The sequence below is a fragment of the Streptomyces sp. A 4/2 genome, from assembly GCF_940670765.1.
GTDB lineage: Bacteria > Actinomycetota > Actinomycetes > Streptomycetales > Streptomycetaceae > Streptomyces.
Genome location: NZ_CALNVW010000002.1, coordinates 98,765 through 121,022 on the forward strand (window position 1 = coordinate 98,765; position 22,258 = coordinate 121,022).

Sequence of the window (22,258 nt, forward strand, 5' to 3'; positions counted from 1 at the left end):
CCACCACCGATGGCCGCCACCGCCGTCAACAGCGGGCGCGAACTGAGCCACCGACAGATCCTCCACCTCCTGTCGGGGCTCCTGCTCGGCCTCTTCCTCGCCCTGCTGGACCAGAGCGTGATATCCACCTCGATCCGCACCATCGCCAACGACTTCCACGGCTACGCGCTCCAGGCCTGGGTCACCACGGCGTACCTGGCCACCTCCACGATCACCACCCCGCTGTACGGCAAGCTCTCGGACATCTACGGGCGCAAGCCGCTCTTCATGTTCGCCATCTCCGTGTTCATGCTGGGATCGCTGCTGTGCAGCTTCTCGACGTCGATGTACCAGCTCGCCGCGTTCCGCGCGGTACAGGGAATCGGGGCCGGCGGGCTGGCGTCGCTGACGCTGACCATCCTCGGTGACCTCGTCGCACCCCGGCAACGCGCCCGCTACCAGGGGTACTTCCTCGCCGTGTACACCGGTTCCGGCCTGTTCGGGCCGGTCGTCGGCGGTCTGTTCTCCGGTACTCGCAGCATCGCCGGTATCACCGGCTGGCGCTGGGTGTTCCTGGTCAACGTGCCACTGGGGCTGGTGTCGCTGCTGGTGGTGTGGCGGGTGCTGAGACTGCGATCGGTCCGGCGCGAGGACGTACGGATCGACTGGCCGGGCGGTCTGCTGCTCACGGTGGGCCTGGTGCCCCTGCTCGTCGTCGCCGACCAGGGCCGCACCTGGGGCTGGGGCGCGCCGGACTCCGTGCTCTGTTACTGCACCGGGTCCGGCGGTCTGCTCGTGTTCGTCCTCGTCGAGAAGGCCATGGGGGAGCACGCGTTCGTCCCGCTGCGCATCTTCGGCGACGCGCGGTTCAGCCAGGGCCTGGGGCTGGCCGTGGTACTCGGTGCCACACAGCTCGGGGTGATCACGCTGTTGCCCCAGTACTTCCAGGTCGTGCTCGGTCTGACCCCGACTGTGGCCGGATTGCTGCTCCTGCCGACGCTGCTGGGCACCGTCGTCGGATCCGTGGTGTCCGCGCAGATCGTCTCGCGCACCGGCACGTACCGTACGCACACCATCGTCGGTGCTGTCGTGTTCGTGACCGGCGTCTTCCTGCTGCAATTCCTGCATACCGACTCGGCGTTGCCGGGGACGTCCGTACTGACGCTGTTCGTCGGTCTCGGTCTCGGGGCGTTCAACCAGCCGCTGAACCTGGTGATGCAGAACATCCTGCCGGGCAGCGACATGGGGGTGTCCACGGCCGCCGTCACGTTCTTCCGGCAGATCGGCAGCACCTTGGGCGTGGCGCTGTTCCTGACGCTGCTCTTCTCGTTCGCCGCACCCGACATCGCCGCCGAACTGCGCGTCGCCGGAGGGCAGCACGTGCCGGACGTCGGCAGTCTCGTCGCGGACACCTCGGTGCTGGACCGCCTCCCCGCTGCGACCGCCGGTCCGGTCCGGCACGGCTTCGCCGACTCGATGGACACCGTGTTCCTGTGCATGTCCGCGTTGGCGCTGGTCGGCCTGATCCTCCAACTCTTCTGGAAGCCCGTGTCCCTGGGGGCGCGCGCCGGGCGGCGGGAAGGCTCCACCGGGTGACCGGCCGGGGAGGAACTCCATGTCACCGCACCCCGGGTGCCCGTGCCACCGCACTTCCGACGTGAGACCGAGGGGGCACACCGGCGATCTGCGCGTACGCCACGCACTCCGGCACGTTTCCTCTCCGGCGTCGAGGTGTACGGATGGTCCCCGGTATCCCCCGGTGTTCCCCGCGTCCCCCGGTGTTCCCCGCGTCCCCGGTGTTCCCCGTGTCCCCCGTAGCCGCTCAGGACGCGAAGACGATGACCGCGACGACGAAGCCGACAAGAAGGATCATGGCCAGCGAGAGAACGGGCGGGCTGACGATCCCGCCCAGCGGCTGCCGTTGGCGCATCCGGTCCTGGCGGGTGCGCCACTGGACGTATCCCGCGACCATGACGCCGCTCGACAGGGCGATGAGGTAGCCGGCCAGTGCCAGCCGCAGGGCACGAGGGGTGATGCCGGTGAGCCTCACGACGGCGAAGGAAGCGGCCAGCAACGCCAGTGACGTTCGTGACCAGGCCAGCAGGGTGCGCTCGTTGGCCAGGGTGGCCCGGTAGTCGGGTTCCTCGCCCCGCTGCCACCAGGCCCCGGACCGGGAGGTGTCCGCTTCGTCCTCGGGCATCAGCGGTCACCCCCGCGGGCCGGGCCGGAAGGCGTACCGGCGGGCCGGGTCATCCGGTCAGTCCGCTGATCGCGTCGCCGACGTACTTGGCGCCCAGAACGACCAGCACCGTCGTCATGATGGCCGCGTCGTGCCGGGTCATCCACGTCCGCCACTCGCTCAGCACCGCCTCGGACCGGCTGCCGCCGAGGAGGTACGTCCCCAACGGCAGCAGAGTGCACAGCGACCCGATGAACACCATCAGGACAGCGGCGACGGTCTTCCCGCCCGGACTCGCGCCGGAGGCCGCGATGGAGAGGGCCCCACCCACGGCGAGCACCAGGTTCTTGGGGTTGGCGACGGCCAGCCCCGCGGCCAGCCCGGCGGATTTCCCGGGAGAGAAGCGGTCGATGGCCCGCATCCAGCCCGGCTCCGCGAGACCTCCGGACGCCGCGACCTGACGAGCCCACCCGGGTGAGCGCGGCATCGTGGACCGGTCCCGCCCGGTCACCGGCCGCTCCTTCTGCTGTGTCTGCGGTTGCGGTTGCGGTTGTACACGAGCAGGGCCCCGCACAGGAGGCCGATCACGAACATGATCAGGAGGGCCGCGTAGAGCGGCATCGTGACCACCGGCACCACCAGACGGATCTTCACCTCCCGGGTGTTCTCCGCGATCAGGACGATGGCCAGGGCGGCCAGCACCAGGGCCAGCCAGCGGGTCGGGGTGAGGCTCTCACGCCATCTGGAAGCCCTTGATGTGCTGGGACCGCGTGAGTCGGGGCCCTGCGGGGAGCCGGGGCCGTGCGGGGAGTAGGGGGCTTGTCCGTCGCTCATGGCATCAGGATCAGCCCCGGCGCGCCGGGATCCCTGCCGCCGGCTGCGCCACGAGGGCCGTATCACCCGTCCGGCCGTCCCGGCGACCGGACGTTCCACCGGGCCCCGGAGCCGCCCCAGGAGCCCACGGGCACGGGCTGCCGCTCCTGGAGCGCCGGTCGCGTGGAGCCCGCCGCACCGCCTCGAACGGAGCACGTGCACTCGTGGAACGCGGCTGCCCAACCGAGGGTGGAGCTGGTGCTTCGGCCCTGCCGCCGATCCGGCCAACCGCCAGCAAGGGAGACCACGTTGTCCCAGCACACCGAGCCCAAGCCCGCGCAGCCGACGATCGCCGCCGCCAACAAGGCGCTCACTGCCCGTCTGCCGTTCGACGACACGCAGGACATGGAGGACGCCGAGCGCGGCTTCATGGGCACGGCCGGGAACAACCTGATCACCGACGGCACCGGGCGCACCGTGTGGGACCTCCACGCGTACGGATTCCTGAACAAGGACTGCCCCGACACCGCGAATCCGAGCCTGTGGAGGCAGGGCAAGCTCTGCGCCGACCACGGACTGTTCGAGGTGACCGAGGGCATCTACCAGGTCCGCGGCTTCGACCTGTCGAACATGACGCTCGTCGAGGGCGAGCGCGGCATCCTCGTCATCGACCCCCTGCTGACCACCGAGACCGCCGCCGCCGGCCTCGCCCTGTACCGGGAGCACCGGGGCGACCGCCCGGTGACCGGCGTGCTGTACACCCACAGCCACGTCGACCACTTCGGTGGAGTACGCGGAGTCGTCACCGACCAGGACATCGCCGACGGCGTACCGGTCCTCGCGCCGCTGGGTTTCCTGGAGCACGCGGTCAGCGAGAACGTCTACGCGGGCACCGCCATGAGCCGCCGCTCCGCGTACATGTACGGCGCCGCCCTGCCCAAGGGCGGACGCGGCCAGATCGGCGCGGGTCTGGGCCTCACCGTGTCCACCGGCGCGGTGACCCTGATCCCGCCGACGCTCGACATCACCCGCACCGGGCAGACCGAGACCGTCGACGGCATCCGCATGGTCTTCCAGCTCACCCCCGGCACCGAAGCCCCGGCCGAGCTGAACATCCACTTCCCCGACCGTTCCGCCCTGTGCATGGCCGAGAACGCCACCCACAACCAGCACAACCTGCTCACGCTGCGGGGGGCCGAGGTCCGCGACCCCCGTGTCTGGGCCCGCTACCTCACCGAGGCGATCGACCTGTTCTCCGGAGCGTCGGACGTCGCCTTCGCCTCGCACCACTGGCCGGTGTGGGGCCGGGAGCAGCTGACGCGGTTCCTGTCCGAGCAGCGCGACCTGTACGCCTACCTGCACGACCAGACCGTGCGCATGCTCAACCGGGGAATGACGGCCCTGGAGATCGCCGAAGCCATGCAGATGCCCCCCGCGCTCGAACGCGCCTGGCACACGCACGGCTACTACGGCTCGGTCAGCCACAACACCAAAGCGATCTACCAGCGTTATCTGGGCTGGTTCGACGGCAACCCGGCCCACCTGTGGGAGCACCCGCCGACCGAGGCAGCCCGCCGCTACGTGGACTTCATGGGCGGCGCCGACGAGGTCGTGCGCCGGGCCCGGCAGTCCTTCGCCGACGGCGACTTCCGCTGGACCGCCCAGGTCGTCAACCATGTGCTGTTCGCCGACCCGGGCCACGCCGACGCCCGCGAACTGCAGGCCGACGCCCTGGAGCAGCTCGGTTACGGCAGCGAGAACGGCACCTGGCGCAACTTCTACCTCACCGGCACCCTCGAACTGCGGCAGGGGCCGGTCGGCACCCCCACCGCCACCACCTCCCCCGACATGTTCGCCGCGCTGACGCTGGACCAGCTCTTCGACGCCCTCGCGATCCGGGTGGACGGCCCCGGATCGTGGGACACCGACATCGCCCTGCGATGGAACATCACGGGCCAGGACCCCGTCACCCTCCACCTGCGCAACGGCGTGCTCATCCACACGGCCGGTCGCGGACCCGCCACACCGGACCCGGACGTCGAAGTCACCCTCACCGAGGCTGATCTGCGCTCGCTGCTCCTCGGCACGGTGAGCCCCGACGACCTGGCGGCACGTCCCGGGGTCGAGATCGGCGGCGAGGCGGGCAAGCTGGCCGAACTCCTCGGCCACCTCACGGACCCCGACCCGGACTTCGCCGTCGTCACGCCCTGACCACCCCGAACCCTCACGTGCGTCGGCGCGTGACGGGACGCCTGCCGGACAGCTGACGCCGGGCCCGCTCCCCTCCGGAGCGGGCCCGGCGTCTGTAATGCCCGAGTAACGGCGTCGCTCTAGCGTCCGGGCTCCCCCGTACCGTTCCTGGAGGAGCACCCCGATGCACCTGCCCCAACCGCCCCGGCGCAGACGCGCAGTCCGGGCGGCGGTCGCCTTCACCGCGACCGCTCTGCTGACCGCGCCCCTGCCGATGGCCGCCGCCGCCGAGGCCGGCCCGTCGGCCAAGGTCGACCCCGCACTCTCCGCCGCAGTGGCCAAGGCGGGCGACGCCTCGTTCTTCGTCGTCCTCAAGGACCAGGCGGACCTGTCCGGCGCCCGTGAGAAGCGGACGCACGCGGCGAGGGCCAAGGCCGCCTACGGCGCGCTGACCGCACACGCCAGGTCCAGCCAGAAGTCGATCAATGCCTTTCTCGACAAGGCGAAGGTCGGCCACCAGGACTACTGGATCGCCAACGCGGTCAAGGTGACCGGCGACCAGGATCTGGTCAACCAGCTGGCGAAGCGTTCGGACGTCGCGAGCATCGTCAAGGAGCAGCACTACAAGCTCGACGACATCGAGACGGCCGACAACAAGGTCACGAAGTCGCGCACGGACTCCTCGGCCACCGGTGACAACGACACCCCCGAGTGGGGCGTCGCCGACATCAAGGCCGACCAGGTCTGGAAGCAGTACGACGTCCGCGGCGAGGGCATCGTCATCGCCAACGTCGACTCCGGGGTGCAGTACGACCACCCGGATCTCGTCGGCAACTACCGTGGCAACAACGGCGACGGCACCTTCACGCACGACTACAACTGGTACGACCCGACCGGCCAGTGCGGCACCAGCGGTGTCCCGTGCGACAACAACGGTCACGGCACCCACACCATGGGCACGATGGTCGGCAAGAACGGTATCGGGGTCGCGCCGAACGCGAAGTGGATCGCCGCCAAGGGCTGCGAGACCTCCTCGTGCTCGGACGAGTCGCTGCTCGCGGCCGGCCAGTGGATCCTCGCCCCGACCGACCACAACGGGCAGAACCCGCGCCCGGACATGGCACCGAACATCGTCAACAACTCCTGGGGCGGCGGCAACACGACGTTCTACCAGGACATCGTCGAGGCCTGGAACTCCGCAGGCATCTTCGAGGCGTTCGCGGCCGGCAACGACGGTGACGGCGTGACCTGCTCCACCACGAAGGCCCCCGGCGCGCAGGCCCCGTCCTACGGCGTCGGCGCGTACGACTCCACCGGCAAGATCGCTTCCTTCTCCGGTTTCGGCCCGTCGCTCGTCGACGGCTCGGCGAAGCCGAACATCTCGGCGCCGGGCGTCAACGTCGAGTCGACCTGGCCAGGTTCGTCGTACAACGTCGAGAACGGCACGTCGATGGCCACCCCGCACGTCGCGGGCTCGGTCGCCCTGCTGTGGTCGGCGGCGCCGTCGCTGATCGGCAACATCGACGAGACGCGTGACCTGCTCGACGAGGGCGCGACCGACGTCGATGACACGCACTGCGGCGGCACCGCCGGCATGAACAACGTCTGGGGCGAGGGCAAGCTCGACATCCTCGCGTCCGTCGACAAGGCCCCGCACACCGCGGGCACCGTCACCGGCAAGGTCACCGACAAGGCCACCGGCGCCGCCCTGTCCGGCGTCACCGTCAAGGCGACGAACGCCGCCTCCGGCACCCGTACCGTCACCAGCGGCGCCGACGGCACCTACCGTCTGTCGCTCAACCCGGGCACGTACGACTTCTCGCTCAGCGGCTACGGCTACGGCACGTCCGAGGTCACCGGCGTCGAGATCGCCCAGAACCAGGGGCTGGCCCAGGACGTCGCGCTGTCCGCGGTCCCCTCGCACCAGGTCACCGGCACCGTCCTCGACGTCACCGGCAAGGCCCTGTCCGGCGCGACCGTCGAGGTGACCGGGACCCCAGTCCCCTCGGTCACCACCGATGCCAAGGGCACGTACACGCTGCCGAAGGTCGCCGAGGGTGCCTACACCCTGACGGTGAAGCCGGTCGCGCCGGTCCTGTGCAACGGCATCTACAGCGGCTCGCTCACTGTCACCGCCGACCTCGGCAAGGACGTTCAGGTCCCGGCCCGCACCGACGCCGCCGGCAACAGCTGCGCCCCGGCCACGTACTCCTGGATCGCTGGTACGAAGAAGGTCGCCCTGACCGGTGACGAGGACTCCGCCACGGTCGCGCTGCCCTTCCCGGTCAAGCACTACGGCGTCTCCTACTCCACCGCCTCGGTCACCACCGACGGCCTGGTGAACTTCCTGTCCTCGCGGGTCGGCGACTACAGCAACACCGCGCTGCCCACCACCGGCGCGAACAGCGTGAAGGGCTTCGTCGCCCCGCTCTGGGACGACCTGACGCTCGACAAGAAGTCCTCCGTGCAGACGGCCACCACCGGCACCAGGGGCAGCCGCGAGTTCGCCATCGTCTGGAACAACGCCGCCTATGCGAACGGCACTTCGGGCCGTGCCACCTTCGAGGCCGTCTTCGACGAGGCCACCGGCGCCGTGACCCTCCAGTACAAGTCGCTCGCCGACCGGGGTGCGGGCGCCACCGTCGGCATCGAGAACCAGGCCGGTACCGACGCCCTCCAGTACGCGTACAACCAGCCGGTCGTCACCGACGGTTCGGCCATCCGCTTCACCCAGGGAGCCAAGTGATGAGAACCCACTCCCGGCGGGCTCTCCGGCTCGCCTCCACTCTGGTCGCCGCCGGGCTCTGCCTGAGCGCCGCCCCGCAGGCCCTGGCCGCCGACGACAGCGGCTCGGGCATGAAGCTGAGCAGCGCCGAGGCCAGGACGCTGGCCACCCACGTCACCCTCGATCCGTACGGTGACACCACCGACGCCGAGGACAGCTCGAAGGACGGCTCGAAGACCGACGGTGCGACCAGGTCGCCCGACGGTACGAAGGACACGTCCTCCGGTTCGAAGACGGCGGGCGCCACCACGGACGACGCCACCACCCCGGTCACCTTCACCGCCAAGTCCACGCTGGAAGGCGTACGCGGCATGGGCGTTACGGTGCCCGTCGGCAGGAACGGTGACTACTTCACCGTCCACAGTCTGGGCAACGTGCAGCGCCATGCCGCCGACGGCAGTTCGGTGTGGGAGCGCACCAACACCTCGCTGTACACGGACTGGGGCGTCGAGCCGCAGCGCGTGTGGCAGACCGAGCCGTACCCGGCGCGGATCGTCATGGGCTACAACGCGGTCTCCCCGTTCTCGCCCAACTCCGACTCGGGGTACTCCACCGGCGACCTGACCGGTGACGGTGTCGACGACATCGTCTTCTCGGCGAGTGTCGGCTCGGTGCCCTACCGCCCGTTCACCTCGCCCGGCTCCTCGCTGCCCACCGGCACGTTCGTGACGGTGCTCGACGGCTCGACCGGCAAGACGCTGTGGTCGAAGCTGTACGACTACGCTTCGATGGTGAAGATCGTCGACGGCACGCTGCTCGTCGCCGACGCGCCCCGGATGAACATGAACGCCCCGGCGTCCGACACGGCGAAGCTGTCCGGCATCCGCTTCTCCTACGCGGACGGCGCGTTGACCCCGTCGTCGACGTGGACGTACGACACGAAGGCCGCCGGCCAGGCCAACTGGGGTGACATCCAGGGCCTCGGCAAGGGCAAGGCCGCCGTCTCCTGGGACCTGGCCAAGACCTCGGCCTCCGACGGCCGGGGCCGCACCCTCGTCCTCGACACGGCCGACGGCTCCGTCACCTGGCAGACCGACAGCCTGCTCTACAGCCGTCAGCTGCGTGTGGACGCCGGGCGCAAGCGGCTGGTCGCCGTCGAGGAGACCGACCCGACCGACGAGGTCCGCTACGAGATCGCCGCGTACGACCTCAGGACGGGCCGGCGCTCGACGCTGGACAGCCGTACCAACGTGATCCCGACCGCGCTGACCGTGGGTGATCTCACGGCCAAGGCGGGCGACGAGTACGCCGTCGCCGAGTCCTCCCTGGACGGCGACCTGTACGTGAACGCCAGTACCGTCCGCGCCCTGAACGGCGACGACCCGAGCAAGGTGCTCTGGTCGAACACCGTCAAGCGCGACGCCGACAACGTCTCCGACGGCGCCAGCATCTGGGGGCTGCGGGTGGCCGACGGCACGCTCGTCACCGCCGCGCAGGACGACGAGAAGATCGGCACATCGCAGAACGCGGGCGGCGGACGCCTCGCCACGCTCACCGTGTTCACCGGCAAGGGCACGGTGAAGTGGCAGCAGAAGGGCGTCGGCGCGGCGCCGATGTACCAGGACGTCTTCAGCGACGCCCAGGGCGCCCATCTGCGGGTCGTCGACCAGAGCCAGAACATCCGCACGTTCAAGCTGGGCAACGGCAAACAGCAGGACATCACCCCGCTCCAGGGCGACATCGCCTACGCCAAGGCCACCGACCTCGACAAGGACGGCAAGTCCGACGTGGTCATGGCCGGTTCGTCGAACGGCGTATGGGCCTACTCCGGCCCGTCGCTCGCCGACGGCAAGCCGAAGAAACTGTGGCAGGCCACGGTCCCCGGTGCGGTGCACGACATCGAGACCGGTGACGTGAACGGCGACGGCAAGCCCGAGATCGTCGTCGCCGCCGACAACGCGGTCGTCGTCCTCAACGGCAGGACCGGCAAGACCCTCGCCACCATCGACGGCGGCGGCCAGTTCGTGCACTCCGTGAAGCTCGCCGACCTCGACGGGGACGGCGAACTGGACATCCTGGTCCCGACGAACAAGCTGAACGCCTACTACGGCGACGGCCACCAGATCTGGTCGTACGCATCCAAGTACCTCGGCGGCGACGCCGTCTTCTCCGACCCCTCGGTCCTCGACGGCAAGGTCTACACCTCGTACTCCAAGGTGAACTCGGTCGACCTGGCCGACCCGGCGGCGGACGCGGTCGCGCTGAACGCCCGGACCGGCAAGGCCAAGTGGGACATCGCGCCGAAGGCTCCGGCCGTATCGAGCGACGGCATCATCCACGCCGCCATCACGTTCCACGGGACCTTCGCCTCCAAGGACATCCCGTACGCGGACGGCCACGCGGTCGTCTACCTGTGGGACATCCAGTCGCAGGCCGGCGTCGGTTCCACCGACGCCGACGGCCCGCACCAGTACATGGAGATCCGCGACGGCCGCACCGGTGCGGTCGTGCACGCCACCACCATCGGCGGTCTGTGGACGCACAACAGCTTCTTCACCGACGGCGGGAGCCTGTACCAGGTGGGCACGTCGTCCTTCCGGCGGTTCAGTGGCGAGGGCACGGACGACTTCACGATCTACGCGATCCCCGAGTCCCACGACGCCGCCTTCGCGACCGGCCCCGGCGGGCGCAAGCTCCTGATCGGCGGCGTCGAGGGCGGCCTCGACGCCTGGGACCCGAGCATCTTCAGCTCCACCGACTCCTACGCGTCCAGCGTCGGCAGTGCCACTGTCATCGGCGGCCGCAACTACCTGGCCGCCGACCTCGACGGTGACGGCGTCACCGAGGTGCTCTCGCTCAACGCCGACCGCTACGGACTGGACCGGATCGCCGAGAACCTCGGCGGCCGTTACCTGACCAGCGACAACGGCATCCACCAGGTCGGCACGTTCACGCTCTCCTGAGCCGGTACGGAGCTGACCGCACAGAGCCGGCCGGAGGCCGACGGACCGGGGGGCCGTCGGCTGACCCGGCCGACGGCCCCCCGGGCCTCGCCCGGGGGGCCCTCAGCATGTTCGATTAAAGTGCGCCTCCATGGACGCGCAACGCCCGGACGGCAGCACATCCGCCGCACCGTTGCTGCGCCTGCACCTTTTCGGCGGTTTCAGGGTGACTCGCGACGGCGGCCCCGCGCTCGCCGAGCGGTGGCCCCGGCCCGGGGCCAGGGCCCTGGTGAAGCTCCTCGCCGTCGTCCCCGGGCACCGGCTCCACCGCGAACAGGCCATGGACATCTGCTGGCCCGACGCCGACCCGAAGGCCGCCGCGGGCAGCCTGCGCGTCGCCCTGCACGCCGCCCGCCGCGCCCTGGAACCCGAGTTGGCCCCGCGCGCCACCTCCTCGTACCTGATCTCCGACGGGACACTTCTGCGCCTCGGTCCGGCGACGGTGTGGATCGACGCCGACGACGCCGAGGCGTCGGCCCGGACGGCCCTCGCCGACGGTGGTGTGGAGGAACTGACGAGCGCCCTGGACCGGTTCACCGGCGAGATGCTGCCGGAGGACCGGTACGCGCGCTGGGCCGACGGCCGGCGCGGGCAGCTCACGCTGCTGCGCGAGCAGGTGCTTCTCCGGCTCGCGCAGGAACACGTGGAACGGGGCGCCACCGACGAGGCGGTGGCCGCCGCCGAGCAGGTCCTCGCGGCCAGCCCCGCGGAGGAGCTGGCCCACCGCGTCCTCATCGACGCCTGGCTGCGTCAGGGGCTGCGCCGCCGCGCGGTGCACCAGTACCACGTGTGCCGCGAGATGCTCGACGCGGAACTGGGCGTGCGACCGGGCCCGGAGACGGAGCGGCTGCACAAGGCCGCGCTGGCCGCGGCGCCCGCCCCCGTCCCCACCACCCCGCTGCTCCCGGCCCCGCTGCGGGCCGCCCGCGCCGCACCCCCGCTGCGAGGCCGCGCCGCCGCGCTCGAACGGCTCCTCTCGGCGGACGGGCCGCCGGTCACGCTGCTCAGCGGCGAGGCGGGCGTGGGGAAGACCCGCCTGGTGGGCGAGGTGGCGCGCCGTGCCACCGCGGTCGGCACGGCCGTGCTGTGGGGCGGCAGCCAGGACGCGGAGGGGCACACGCCGTACGGGGCGTTCGCGGAGGCGCTCGACGGCTGGCTCGCCGAACACAGTGCGGACGAGCGCGCGCGAGCCGGCGCCGAGTACCCCGAACTCGCCTCGTTCCTGCCGTCGCTCGGGCAGGTGGGAACGTCCGGCGAGCGCAGCCCGGAGGAGGAGCGGGACCGTCTCTTCCGGGGAAGCACGGCACTGCTCGGCGACCTGGCCGCACTGCGCCCGGTGCTGGTGGTGCTCGACGACCTGCACGCCGCCGACACGGGCTCGTTCCAGCTGCTCAGCCATCTGGCCCGCCGGGCCGTGGAGCGGGGGACGGCTCTGCGGTTCCTGGTGACGTACCGCGAGGAGGAACTCCCCGACGGCGACGCGCGACGCTCGGCCGTGGCGTCGATGCTGCGCCAACGCCTCGCCCTGCGCGAGGAGTTGGGGCGGCTCGACAGGGAGGCCTGCCTGGCGTTGGTGCGTGACGCGGCCACGGAGGTGTCGCGCGACGACCGGATCCACCGCGTGTGGGAACTCTCGCTCGGCAATCCGCTGTTCGCCCTCGAACTCGCCCGCGACCTGACCGACGGGGACACCGGCGGCCTCGCCCCGGAAGGCGTACGGGAACTGGTGGCCGACCGGCTCGTGCGGCTGGACGCGGACGCGCGCCGCATCGTCGAGGCGCTCTCCGTGGCCGGGGGCGACGCCGCGCTGTCCGAACTGCTCGACGTCGCCGAACACGGGCTGCACCCGCCGGTGTCCGGCGCCGCGGCGGCCGACGCCCTGGAGCGGGCCATCGCCGCCTCACTCGTCGAGGAACGGCACGTCGTGGTGGCCGGGCGGCCCGAAGCGGGGGTGGCCTTCCGGCATCCGCTGGTCCGGCTGACCTGCTACGAACAGCTGACCGTGGTCCGCCGCAGGCAGCTGCACGCCGCGTTCGCACAGGCGGTACGGCGGCGCCGCCCCGATGCCGTCGACACCCTGGCCTCCCACTTCGCGCGCGCCGACGACCCGCGCGCGGCCGAGTACCTGCGCCGGGCGGCGGAGCGGGCCGCCGCCCTGTACGCCAACGACACCGCCGACCGCTACTACCAGGACCTGGTGGCCCGACTGGACGTCGACGCGGCCCGCGCCCGGCTCGCGCACGCCCATGTCCTGCGCAGAATGGGCCACTTCGAGCAGGCGGCCGGTACCGTACGGCTCGCCCTGACCGAGTTCGAGCGGCGCGGCGACCACGACCACGCGGTCCTCGCGGCGGCGCTGCTGGCCGAGACGCTCGTCAAGACGAGCGCCTCCGGATCCGGCCGCCGAACACTGCGGGAACACCCGGTGACCGCGGACACCGCGCCGGAACCGGCCGCCAGCCACTACCTCGCCCTGTCCGTCGTCCGCTGCGTCCAGGGGCGGTACGCGGCCGGGGCCGAGGCGGCCCGGCACGCACTGGAGGCGGCACGGCGCATGCCAGGGCTGCGGGGACAGGGGCTGGTGGCTCGCGCCTTCGCCCTGCAGGCCGCCAACCTCGGACTCGCCGGCCTGTTCGACCAGGCACGCGAAGCGGGCGACGAGGCGCTGGCCCCGGCCGAGGCGTACGGAGATCCGACGCTGCTCGGCTCGGTCCTCTCCACGCTGCGCGAGAACGCGCGGCGGGCCGGACGGTTGCGCGAGGCCGTGGAGATCGGGACTCGCGCGCTCGGCCTGGCCGAACAGTCCGGTGATCCGACCGCCGCCGCCTTCGAGCGGGCGAACCTCGCCGAACTGCGGTTGCTGCTCGAAGAACCCGAGCCTGCCCGCGCCCTCGCCGAACAAGCGGTGGCGGGCGCGGAGGCGTACGACGCCTGGTGCCTGACCTACACGCTCGCGACCCTGGCGCGCGTGCGGGTGTTCCTGGGCGAGACGGAGCAGGCCACGGCCCTCCTGGACCGCGCCGGAGGGGTCGCCACCGCGCTCGGGGACCGGCAGGCGGAGCACGAGGTGCGCACGGCCCGTGCCGAACTCGCGTTGTACGCACGCCGACCGGACGACGCGCTGCGCGTCCTGGACGGGCACACCGACGAGGCGCCGGTGCTGGTGGCCTGGGCGGAACTCCTGTCGGGGCGGGCCGAGGCCGCGCTGCGGCTCGCGCGCGCCGAGGTGGCACGGGCGCAGCGCACCGGGGAACGCCTCGCCGAGGTGGAGGCGCGGATCGCCGTCGGGACGTCCCTGTCCCGGCTCCACCGGACGGCGCAGGGCGCGCGGGAGCTGGCACGAGCCGAATCGATGGCCGGAGTTCTGCCGTATCCGGCCGGGGCCCGCCGGGCGGCATGGGCACGGGGTCTGCTCGGCGAGGCGTGACCCCGGTGTGTCACACCGGACTTGTGCCGCGCACGGCCCGCCCGTGCGCCGGGTCGGGGCTGCACAGCCAGCCGTTGACGGCGAAGCGGCTGTCCCCGTGCTGCTTGCCCGGACAGCTCACCGGCCGCACCTCGTGCCAGGAGGTGGGCAGGAAGAACACGATGCTGTCGTGCTCGGGCTGCCAGTCCCGCCAGGTGCGCTCCTGCCACTTTCCCGCGGTCGCGGTGTGCAGCGGCAGGGCGACGTCGAACACGCGCAGCTCGCCCCCGTCGAAGGGCCGGGGTGTGCGGTGCAGGTAGTACACGAAAGTGAGCAGACGCCGGGGGGAGAACTCGGCGCTGGTGTCCTGGTGCGGACGGTAGAAGTCACCGTCGTTGTGCACGTTGAGGCTGTAGTCGGCCTCGGTGTACCGGCAGGAGACGCCCAGGGTGTGCTCGACCGACCCCCGTACCGCTTCGATGGCTGCCAACAGCTCGGGGGCGGCGAACTCCTGGCACGACCGGGACCGGCGGAAGTCGGGGACCACCTCCCGGTCCCGGATCATGGAGGGCCGCAACGTGTCGCCGGTGGAGGCGATGGCACGCTCCAGCAGGGTGTCGGCCGTCCGCTCGCCCAGGAACTGGGTGATGCGGCAGACCGTCACCGGAAGCCGCCAGATCGCGTCCGTACACACCGGTGACCGCTGCTCCACCACCTCGGTGGGGCCCGCCAGGTGGCCCTGTCCCGCCAGGTGGCCCTGTCCCACCAGGTGGCCCTGTCCCACCAGGTTGTCCTGTCCCACCAGGGGTTCCTGTCCCGCCAGGGCGTCCTGCTTCGTCATGGTGTCCTGTCTTCCGGATCGGGACGGGTGTTCCGCGGGGGCCGGCTCCCGTCCGGCCTGGTCACGCCGCCTCGGGCCTGTTCGCGCGCGTGGCTTCGCGCAGCCGGTCCACTTCGGCCGTGAGCTCTTCCACGCGGCGGTTCAGCGCCTGGACGCACACCAGGGCGACGCCGAGGCCGTCCACGACGGGGATGGTGGTGCCGTCCTGGTTGAAACCGAAGGCCGCCTGCCAGTCCTGGGCCATCGGCCCGAGATGGCGTACGTCCTCGGGCTCCCAGAGGTAACGCCAGGTGCTGACGGGCAGCGTGGCCACGGTCTCCAGGACCGCGTACCCGTTGACCGCGCCGACCGGAGCCACCGCACCGGCCTCCCGCGCACCGTTCTCCCGGGCGTCCGTCTCCCGGGCGTCGGTCTCCGGCGCACCGGCCGCACGACGGGCCGGTGCGCCGCGGTCGGCCACCCGGGACCGCCGGCGGAGGATGCGCATCCTCACCGGCTCCAGTCGACCGGGACCACGTCCCGCTTGAGCCCCCGGTCGCTGCAGACGGAGCACGGGGCGCCCGGGACACCCGGGCCCTGATCGGTACCGACGGTGATCGCGCCGTGGCCCCCGGCCGGGGCGTGCACGCCGTCGCCGACCATCGCGGCCTCGTAGCCGCCGAGCAACTCCTGGAGGGTGCCGGGGCCCAGGTTCTCCGGGGCGGTGAGCGCGGCCACCCCGTCGTAGTCGGTGTAGGCCGCCCCCAGCGTCCGGCCGCCGACGGTGGCGAACACGATCCGCGCGCCGCGGATGGGTTCCCCGGTCACCGCGTCGGAGGCCATCGCCTGGATGTTCTCCAATTGCATCTGGCTGACGTTCAGGGAGGCCTGGCTGACCGCGAGCCTGGTCGGCTGCAGGCTGGGGCACTCCGCTCCGCTGCACGGCGCGACCGGTTGGGTGGTCGCGGAAGCGGTGACACTGCTCCCCGCGCCCAGCGACGCCAGCGCCGCGGCCATCACCGCGACGGTCCTACGACCCACTGAACTCATGTGCACTCCCGGGGGAATCGCCCGCACGTGATTCCCTACCGGCGCATGACGGCCGGACGGCCTGGGCGCACGCGGCACACGACGGGTGCCGCCCTCTCGGGGGCGACACGGACGACCGTAGCCACGCCGGTCCGGCACCGACCAGCGGACAAACGGGAGTTCGCGCTATCTGATGAACCACCGGCGGGACGGTGACGAACGCGAGCGACGCGGACAAACCCGTGAGCGACCGCGGCAGCCTGCCGCCGCCCACGGGGCCGGGGGCCGCGTCAGGGGTGGTGCCCGTGCTGCGGCCTGAGCGGCGGCTCCTCCTTGCCCGTGGCCTGCACCGACGCGGCGCCGCCACCGCCGTGGTGCGTCAGCGGCCCGCCCCGGATGTCGTGGACGCCGCTCAGCCGGCCGGACAGCCAGCGGAAGACCTCGGGAAGGAGCGGCTTCCACACCACGTTCAGATGACCGCCGCTGGTCCGCTGCACCCACACCTTGGTGGGCGCCTTCGCGGCCTTGTGGATCGCGAGCGCGTCCTCGTAGCCGTCGCCGGGCTGTCCGGTGAGGAACAGCGAGGTGCGCGGCGGGTGCGCGGCGTGCGTGAGGATCCACAGCGGGTTGGTCTCGCGGCGCAGCAGCTTGTCGTGCGCCGCGATCGAATCGGTCTCGGCGGCCGGGTCGTTGTAGCCGGAGAGTGCGACCCCGGCGCGGTAGCGGTCGGGGTGCTCGATGGCGAGTTTGGCGGCGCAGTGGGCGCCCGCCGAGATCCCCGCGACGGCCCAGCCGTCGGCGCCGGTCTCGGCCCGGAAGTTGTCGGTGACCATCCTGCGCACGTCCACGCTGAGCCAGGTGTCGGCGTTGACGACGCCCGGCACATTGGCGCAGCCGGTGTCCTGCCCGGCCAGCAGCGAGGTGCGCGGCGCGACCAGGATGAACGGCTTGACCTGGCGCTTCTCGATCAGGTGGCGGAGCTGGCCGACCACGTCGAGGTTGGTGAACCAGTCCTTGGCCGATCCGGGGTAGCCGGGCAGCACCTCCACGACGGGGAAGTCCTTGGCCTTGTACGCCGCGTGGGAGTACTGCGGCGGCAGCCAGACGTACACCTCACCCTCCGCGCCGGACACCCGGCCCGTCAGGTGCGTGACCTGGACGCCCGCGCCCATGGCGGGGTCGTCGACCGGCGTGAACGCCTGCTTTATCCGCGGCCCGCCGGCGGTGTTCCGCCCGCCGGTCCCGTCGACGCCGAGGTCGGGGGCGGCGAAGACATGGCTCTCGGTGCCGAGCAGATCACCCCAGTTGTCGTAGAGCCCGTTCGCGTTGTTGACGGCGACGAACACGACGACGACCGCGGCGGCCTGCGCGACGAGCACCATGGCGAGCTGCGCGGCGCCACGCACCACGGCGGGCCCGCGGACCTTGTGCCAGAGGACCAGTGGCACCAGAACGGCGAGCGCGGCCACCAGGATCGCGGTCACGAAGAAGGGGGTTCCGGTCAGGCTCATCACGACAGGCAAGAGTGGCACGAGAGCATCCGGGTTGCCGGTTTTGCCATGGTTTTACACGGGTAAAGCCGTGGCGCCCACCCTCCCCGACCGGGGACACGGCCGGGGACACGGCGCGGCCGGGGAAGTACCGGACAGCCGCCCGCCCCGCCCGCCCGCGCCGCCCGCGCCGCCCGCGCCGCCCGCGCCGCCCGCGCCGCCCGCCGGATCAGAGCACGCGCCGCATCCAGCCGTGCTCGTCCTCCGCGCGGCCGTACTGGATGTCCAGTACGTGCCCCCGCAGGGCCGCCGTCCGCTCGCCGGGCTCTCCGTTGCCGAGGGTGAATTCGTAGCCGTCGCCCTTGAAGCCCACGATCGGTGTGATGACCGCGGCCGTACCGGCGGCGAAGGCCTCGGTGATGCTGCCGTCGGTGGCCCCGGCGCGCAGTTCCTCCAGGCTGACCTGCCGCTCCACCGGGGTCAGGCCGTGGTCGGCGGCCAGGGCGAGGACGGTGGCCCGGGTGACGCCGTCCAGGATGGTCCCGAGCGCGGGTGTGACGAGTTGACCGTCCGAGGTGACCAGGCAGAGGTTCATCGTGCCCGACTCCTCCAGATTGCCCTGACCGGCGCCGTCCAGGTACATCACCTGGTCACAGCCCTGCTCGCGGGCCTCCCGCTGCGCGACGAGGCTCGCCGCGTAGTTGCCGCCGCACTTGGCCGCACCGGTGCCGCCCTCGGCCGCGCGGGTGTACGTACTGCTCACCCACAGCGTGACGCCGGTCATGCCGGAGGCGAAGTACGGGCCCGCGGGGCTCGCGATGACGGAGTAGACGACCTCCGCCGCAGGCCGCACCCCGAGGAACGCCTCGGACGCGAACATGAACGGCCGCAGATAGAGGCTCTCCTCACCGGCCGACGCCGGGACCCACTGCTCGTCGGCGCGGACCAGCGCCTCCACACCGGCCAGGAAGTCCTCCTCCGGCAGCTCCGGCAGCGCCAGCCGCCGGGCCGAGCGGGCGAAGCGCCGGGCGTTGGCCTCCGGGCGGAACAGCCAGACGCTGCCGTCGGCGTGCCGGTACGCCTTGAGGCCCTCGAAGATCTCCTGCCCGTAGTGCAGCACGGCGGAGCTGGGATGCAGCGTGAACGGCTCCAGCGGGCCGACCTTGTGGCCGTGCCAGCCGGCGTCCTCCGTCCACACGGCCGACGCCATGTGATCGGTGAAGTACCGCCCGAATCCTGGCGCGTCGAGTATCGCCCGGCGTTCCTCGTCGGGCAGGGCCTTCGTCGTACGGGTCAGCGGGAAGCCAGCGCTCATGGCCGAATCCTTACGTCAACACGGATGCGGGTGAGAACAGTTGATACCCGCCGGGACACACCCGCCATGTTAACGACCGTTGACCGCACGGGGGTTACCGCGTGCGGTCGGCCCCGAGCACCGGAAAGCGCGGCGATCACTCGATTCCGTGGCCCGCCCCGTACGTGGCGTCGAGGACGAGCGCGAGCAGCCTGCCCGGCTACCCCTCGTCGTGGCCTCCGGCCGGGACACGTCCGACCAGGCATGGCCGCCCGCCACTTCACGGAACCGCCGGCGCCGGAGTGGCCCGACGCCGGGATTCGAAAACCCGTTAGCACGGACCGCCAGGCCGTAAGCGGCTGCTGACTTTCCCTCCCGGCTGGGTAAGTGGAACATCGAGGTCCCCACGAACCACCAGGAGGCGGTGCACATGCTGCACGGCATCGATGTCAGCACGTACCAGTCGTCGTTCAGCACCAGCGGTCTCGACTTCGTGTTCATCAAAGCCACCGAGGGCCATACCTACGTCAACCCCCGGCTGGCATCCCAGACCAAACTCGCACGGGACGCCGGATGCGTCGTCGGCTTCTACCACTTCCTGTGGCCGGGGAACATCACCGCGCAGGCCGAGTACTTCGTGAGCAAAACACCCGAGAAGAGCGGGGATCTGCTCGCGGTGGACTGGGAGACCACCGGCGAGCACACCCGTGCGAGCAACGCGGAGAAGGACAGCTTCATCCGCGCGGTGAAGAAACTGCGGCCCACGTACCGGGTGCTGCTCTACACCAACCGGAACTTCTGGCTGACCGTCGACACCACCTCGTACGCCGGGGACGGACTGTGGATCGCGGACTACACGACTGCGGGAAAGCCCCGGATCAAGGCGAGTTGGACCTTCCACCAGTACACCGACAACCCGCTCGACAAGGACGTGGCCCACTCCAGGTTCGCGAGCAGGAGCGCCCTCAAGGACTGGGCCACGCCGTAGACCTGCCGATCGCAGCCACCCCCACGCCCGCACCCCCGCGCGCGGTTCCCCGGCCGTCCCGGTCCGTCCCGGTCCGGCGCAGGTCAGGCCCGGAACGCCGCCGGGCGCTCGCGCGAGGCCTCGGCGAGCGCCTTGGCGACCCCGTCCGCGTCGGTCGAGAGACCGTAGACAGGGGTGTCGGGCTGCTGGCGCCAGGAGTCGTCGAGCCCGCCCGCGTCGACCGTGTCGAAGCCGATCTCGTCGATCAGGTCCCGTACGACCTGCTTGGCGGCCTCGTCGTCACCGGCGACCGGGAGGGCGAACCGGCCGGCTGCGCCCCGGGGCCGCGCCTCGTCGAGGATGTTGTGGGCGTAGATGCCGTTGAACGCCTTGATCACCGGGTGGCCGATCTGCCGCTCGGTCCAGCGGCTCTCCGTGAGGCCGTCCTCGATGGCGTCGATCCGGCCGTCGCGCTGCTGCGGGTAGTAGTTGCCGGTGTCGATCACCGCGACGCCGTCCGCCGCTCCGTCGAGCAGCCCGGACGGCAGGTTGAGCACGGCGTGGACCGGGATGGCGATCACGAGGACCCGGGCGCCCCGGGCGGCCTCGGCCGCCGTGACGGGGGTCGCGCCGGTCTCCTCGGCGAGCGCGCCCAGCGTCTGCGGTCCGCGTGAGTTGGCCACGGACACGTCGTGCCCGAGGGCCGTGAGCCGCCGGGTGAGATTGCCGCCGATCTGACCTGCGCCGATGATGCCGATCTTCATGACTGACCTCCGGAGTGACGGTGTCGAGCGATGTCGCAGTGCACCAACCCCCGGACCGTCGGGGCTATTCCGGAGTACGGCCGAATGCGTCGCGAAGGACGGAGATTTCCGTCAAGCACCCTTTCCTGTCTTCGAGTTGTGAAGGATAAGAGATAGTGAGAGCGCTCTCAGGCACAGGTCTTGACCTGCCTTCCCGGCTCTCGCAACAGTAGGTCCGTCCACCCCCGAGAGCACCCAGAGCACCCGTCCACCTCCCAGTGCGTCCCTCCACCGCCAAGAGCACCACAGAAGGCGCCTCCACCGCGTGAGCGCCTGCCGCACTCCGCCCCCCACAGACCACAGGAGACCGTGCGTGATTTCCCGCAGACTGTTCCTGACCGGCGCCACCGCCGCCGCCACCGCGCTCACCCGGCCCGCCTGGGCAGGCGCGCCCTCCCCACACGCCTCCGCCGCTGCGGCCACCTGCGAACTGGCCCTGGAGAACACGTCGTTGTCCGGCAGCGTCAACGCGTACGTCACCGGCCACGAACAGGGCACCGGCCAGTGGGTACTGCTGCGCGCCGACGGCAGCGTCTACCATCCGGAGTCCCCCTCGGCCCCGCAGACCCCCCTGCCGGTGGACTGCGCCATCCCGCTCAAGGCCGCGGGAGCCGGTCCCGTCACCCTGACGCTGCCTCAGATGTACGGTGCGCGCGTCTACTTCGTACGCGACGGCAAGCTGGACTTCTTCCTCAACCCGGGGCCCGCCCTGGTCGAACCGGCATTCGCCACCTCCACCGATCCGAACTACGGCCGTACCTGGTCGTTCTGCGAGTTCACCTTCAACCCGGACCAGCTGTACGCGAACATCTCCTACGTCGACCTGGTCACCTCGCTGCCCATCGGGCTCACGCTCGAAGGCGCCACGAAGCACACGGTCGCCCCGCTGCCCGACGGCGCCGTCGACAGGATCGCCGCGGACCTCACCGCGCAGGCCGCCAAGGACGGTCAGCCCTGGGACCAGCTGGTCACCCACGGGTCGGACGGCCGGGTCCTGCGGGTGATCTCGCCGCAGAATCTGATGGCGCCCTTCTTCGACCGGCCGGACCAGATGCCGTTCCGCGATCTGTGGACCGGCTACATCGACCAGGTCTGGGACAAGTACCGCTCCACCGATCTCACCATCGACCTCCAGGGCGGCCGGGGGGTGTTCACCGGGCGGGTCAGTGGCGACACCCTCACGTTCAACGGCGGGCACTCCTTCAGCAAGCCCGACTCGAAGTCCGTGTTCACCTGCAACCACGGCCCCTTCGCCAACAATCCGGGCGACCCCGACGACAAGAAGGGCCTGCTCGCCCGGATCGCCGCCGGATTCAACCGCTCGCTCATGCTCACCCACCCGCAGCAGCCGAACGGCACCACGGCGGCCGACTACTACCAGGGCGATGTGACGAACCACTGGGCGCGGGTGGTGCACGCCAACTCGCCGATCGGATACGCCTTCCCGTACGACGACGTGATCCCCGACGGCCAGCCGGACGTCTCGGGCGCCGCCAACGACGGCAACCCGGTCCGCTTCACGGTGTCCGTCGGATCCTGACCGGCCGGCAGTGGAGTACGG

Annotated in this window: 16 protein-coding genes; 7 read left to right on the top strand and 9 right to left on the bottom strand. The window is 71.3% G+C overall.

The genetic code is table 11. The features are described from left to right. The first annotated feature begins 9 nt into the window (after positions 1-9). Positions 10-1,575 carry an MDR family MFS transporter gene (locus NBY69_RS01215; protein WP_250297693.1) on the top strand — a complete coding sequence of 522 codons (1,566 nt, stop codon included), beginning with the start codon at positions 10-12 and terminating at the stop codon, positions 1,573-1,575. A 226-nt stretch (positions 1,576-1,801) separates the two neighbouring features. Here the strand turns inward: NBY69_RS01215 and NBY69_RS01220 are convergent, their stop codons facing one another. Genes NBY69_RS01220 through NBY69_RS37575 form a run of 3 tightly spaced genes read right to left on the bottom strand, consistent with a single transcriptional unit; the run spans position 1,802 to position 2,992 of the window. Continuing rightward, positions 1,802-2,179 (bottom strand): YidH family protein, encoded by a 378-nt coding sequence (locus NBY69_RS01220; protein WP_250297694.1) that lies wholly within the window; start codon positions 2,177-2,179, stop codon positions 1,802-1,804. Between the two features lie 49 nt (positions 2,180-2,228). Next, positions 2,229-2,669 carry a GAP family protein gene (locus NBY69_RS01225; RefSeq protein ID WP_250297695.1) on the bottom strand — a complete coding sequence of 147 codons (441 nt, stop codon included), beginning with the start codon at positions 2,667-2,669 and terminating at the stop codon, positions 2,229-2,231. Further along, positions 2,666-2,992 carry a LapA family protein gene (locus tag NBY69_RS37575; protein WP_374211181.1) on the bottom strand — a complete coding sequence of 109 codons (327 nt, stop codon included), beginning with the start codon at positions 2,990-2,992 and terminating at the stop codon, positions 2,666-2,668. Before NBY69_RS37575 ends, NBY69_RS01225 begins: the two co-directional genes overlap by 4 nt. A 384-nt stretch (positions 2,993-3,376) precedes the next feature. Between NBY69_RS37575 and NBY69_RS01235 the strand changes: the two genes are divergently transcribed. The 4 genes from NBY69_RS01235 to NBY69_RS01250 all read left to right on the top strand — a co-directional run bounded on the left by NBY69_RS01235 (position 3,377) and on the right by NBY69_RS01250 (position 14,315). After that, positions 3,377-5,182 (top strand): alkyl/aryl-sulfatase, encoded by a 1,806-nt coding sequence (locus NBY69_RS01235; protein WP_374211195.1) that lies wholly within the window; start codon positions 3,377-3,379, stop codon positions 5,180-5,182. A 163-nt stretch (positions 5,183-5,345) separates the two neighbouring features. After that, on the top strand, positions 5,346-7,907 hold the full coding sequence (locus NBY69_RS01240) for a S8 family serine peptidase (protein WP_250297697.1): 2,562 nt from the start codon (positions 5,346-5,348) through the stop codon (positions 7,905-7,907). Then, a complete protein-coding gene (locus NBY69_RS01245; RefSeq protein WP_250297698.1) occupies positions 7,907-10,849 on the top strand; it encodes a VCBS repeat-containing protein in 2,943 nt (980 codons plus the stop codon). The genes NBY69_RS01240 and NBY69_RS01245 overlap by 1 nt, the downstream gene beginning before the upstream one ends. A 130-nt stretch (positions 10,850-10,979) precedes the next feature. Next, a complete protein-coding gene (locus NBY69_RS01250; RefSeq protein ID WP_250297699.1) occupies positions 10,980-14,315 on the top strand; it encodes an AAA family ATPase in 3,336 nt (1,111 codons plus the stop codon). Between the two features lie 10 nt (positions 14,316-14,325). Here NBY69_RS01250 and NBY69_RS01255 read toward each other — a convergent pair whose 3' ends face one another. The 5 genes from NBY69_RS01255 to NBY69_RS01275 all read right to left on the bottom strand — a co-directional run bounded on the left by NBY69_RS01255 (position 14,326) and on the right by NBY69_RS01275 (position 18,948). Continuing rightward, entirely contained in the window at positions 14,326-15,135 is an 810-nt protein-coding gene (locus NBY69_RS01255; protein ID WP_250297700.1) for a 2OG-Fe(II) oxygenase, read from the bottom strand. Between the two features lie 61 nt (positions 15,136-15,196). After that, complete coding sequence (locus NBY69_RS01260) at positions 15,197-15,622, bottom strand: tail fiber domain-containing protein (protein ID WP_250297701.1); 426 nt, start codon at positions 15,620-15,622, stop codon at positions 15,197-15,199. 2 nt (positions 15,623-15,624) lie between these two features. Continuing rightward, positions 15,625-16,164 carry a hypothetical protein gene (locus tag NBY69_RS01265; RefSeq protein WP_250297702.1) on the bottom strand — a complete coding sequence of 180 codons (540 nt, stop codon included), beginning with the start codon at positions 16,162-16,164 and terminating at the stop codon, positions 15,625-15,627. A 269-nt stretch (positions 16,165-16,433) separates the two neighbouring features. Further along, complete coding sequence (locus tag NBY69_RS01270) at positions 16,434-17,654, bottom strand: esterase family protein (protein WP_250297703.1); 1,221 nt, start codon at positions 17,652-17,654, stop codon at positions 16,434-16,436. A 208-nt stretch (positions 17,655-17,862) separates the two neighbouring features. Then, positions 17,863-18,948: a branched-chain amino acid aminotransferase gene (locus NBY69_RS01275; RefSeq protein ID WP_250297704.1), complete on the bottom strand. Its 1,086-nt coding sequence runs from the start codon at positions 18,946-18,948 to the stop codon at positions 17,863-17,865. Between the two features lie 409 nt (positions 18,949-19,357). Between NBY69_RS01275 and NBY69_RS01280 the strand changes: the two genes are divergently transcribed. Beyond that, positions 19,358-19,915, top strand: a complete 558-nt coding sequence (locus tag NBY69_RS01280) for a glycoside hydrolase family 25 protein (protein WP_250297705.1) — start codon at positions 19,358-19,360, stop codon at positions 19,913-19,915. Between the two features lie 83 nt (positions 19,916-19,998). On the opposite strand, the gene NBY69_RS01285 is transcribed toward NBY69_RS01280, so the two are convergent. Then, positions 19,999-20,697: an NADPH-dependent F420 reductase gene (locus NBY69_RS01285; protein ID WP_266644870.1), complete on the bottom strand. Its 699-nt coding sequence runs from the start codon at positions 20,695-20,697 to the stop codon at positions 19,999-20,001. Positions 20,698-21,010: 313 nt separating this feature from the next. On the opposite strand from NBY69_RS01285, the gene NBY69_RS01290 reads away from it, so the two are divergent. After that, the gene (locus tag NBY69_RS01290) at positions 21,011-22,237 is read left to right on the top strand and encodes a glycoside hydrolase family 64 protein (protein WP_250297707.1); all 1,227 of its coding nucleotides are present in this window, start codon (positions 21,011-21,013) and stop codon (positions 22,235-22,237) included. Positions 22,238-22,258: the final 21 nt, after the last annotated feature.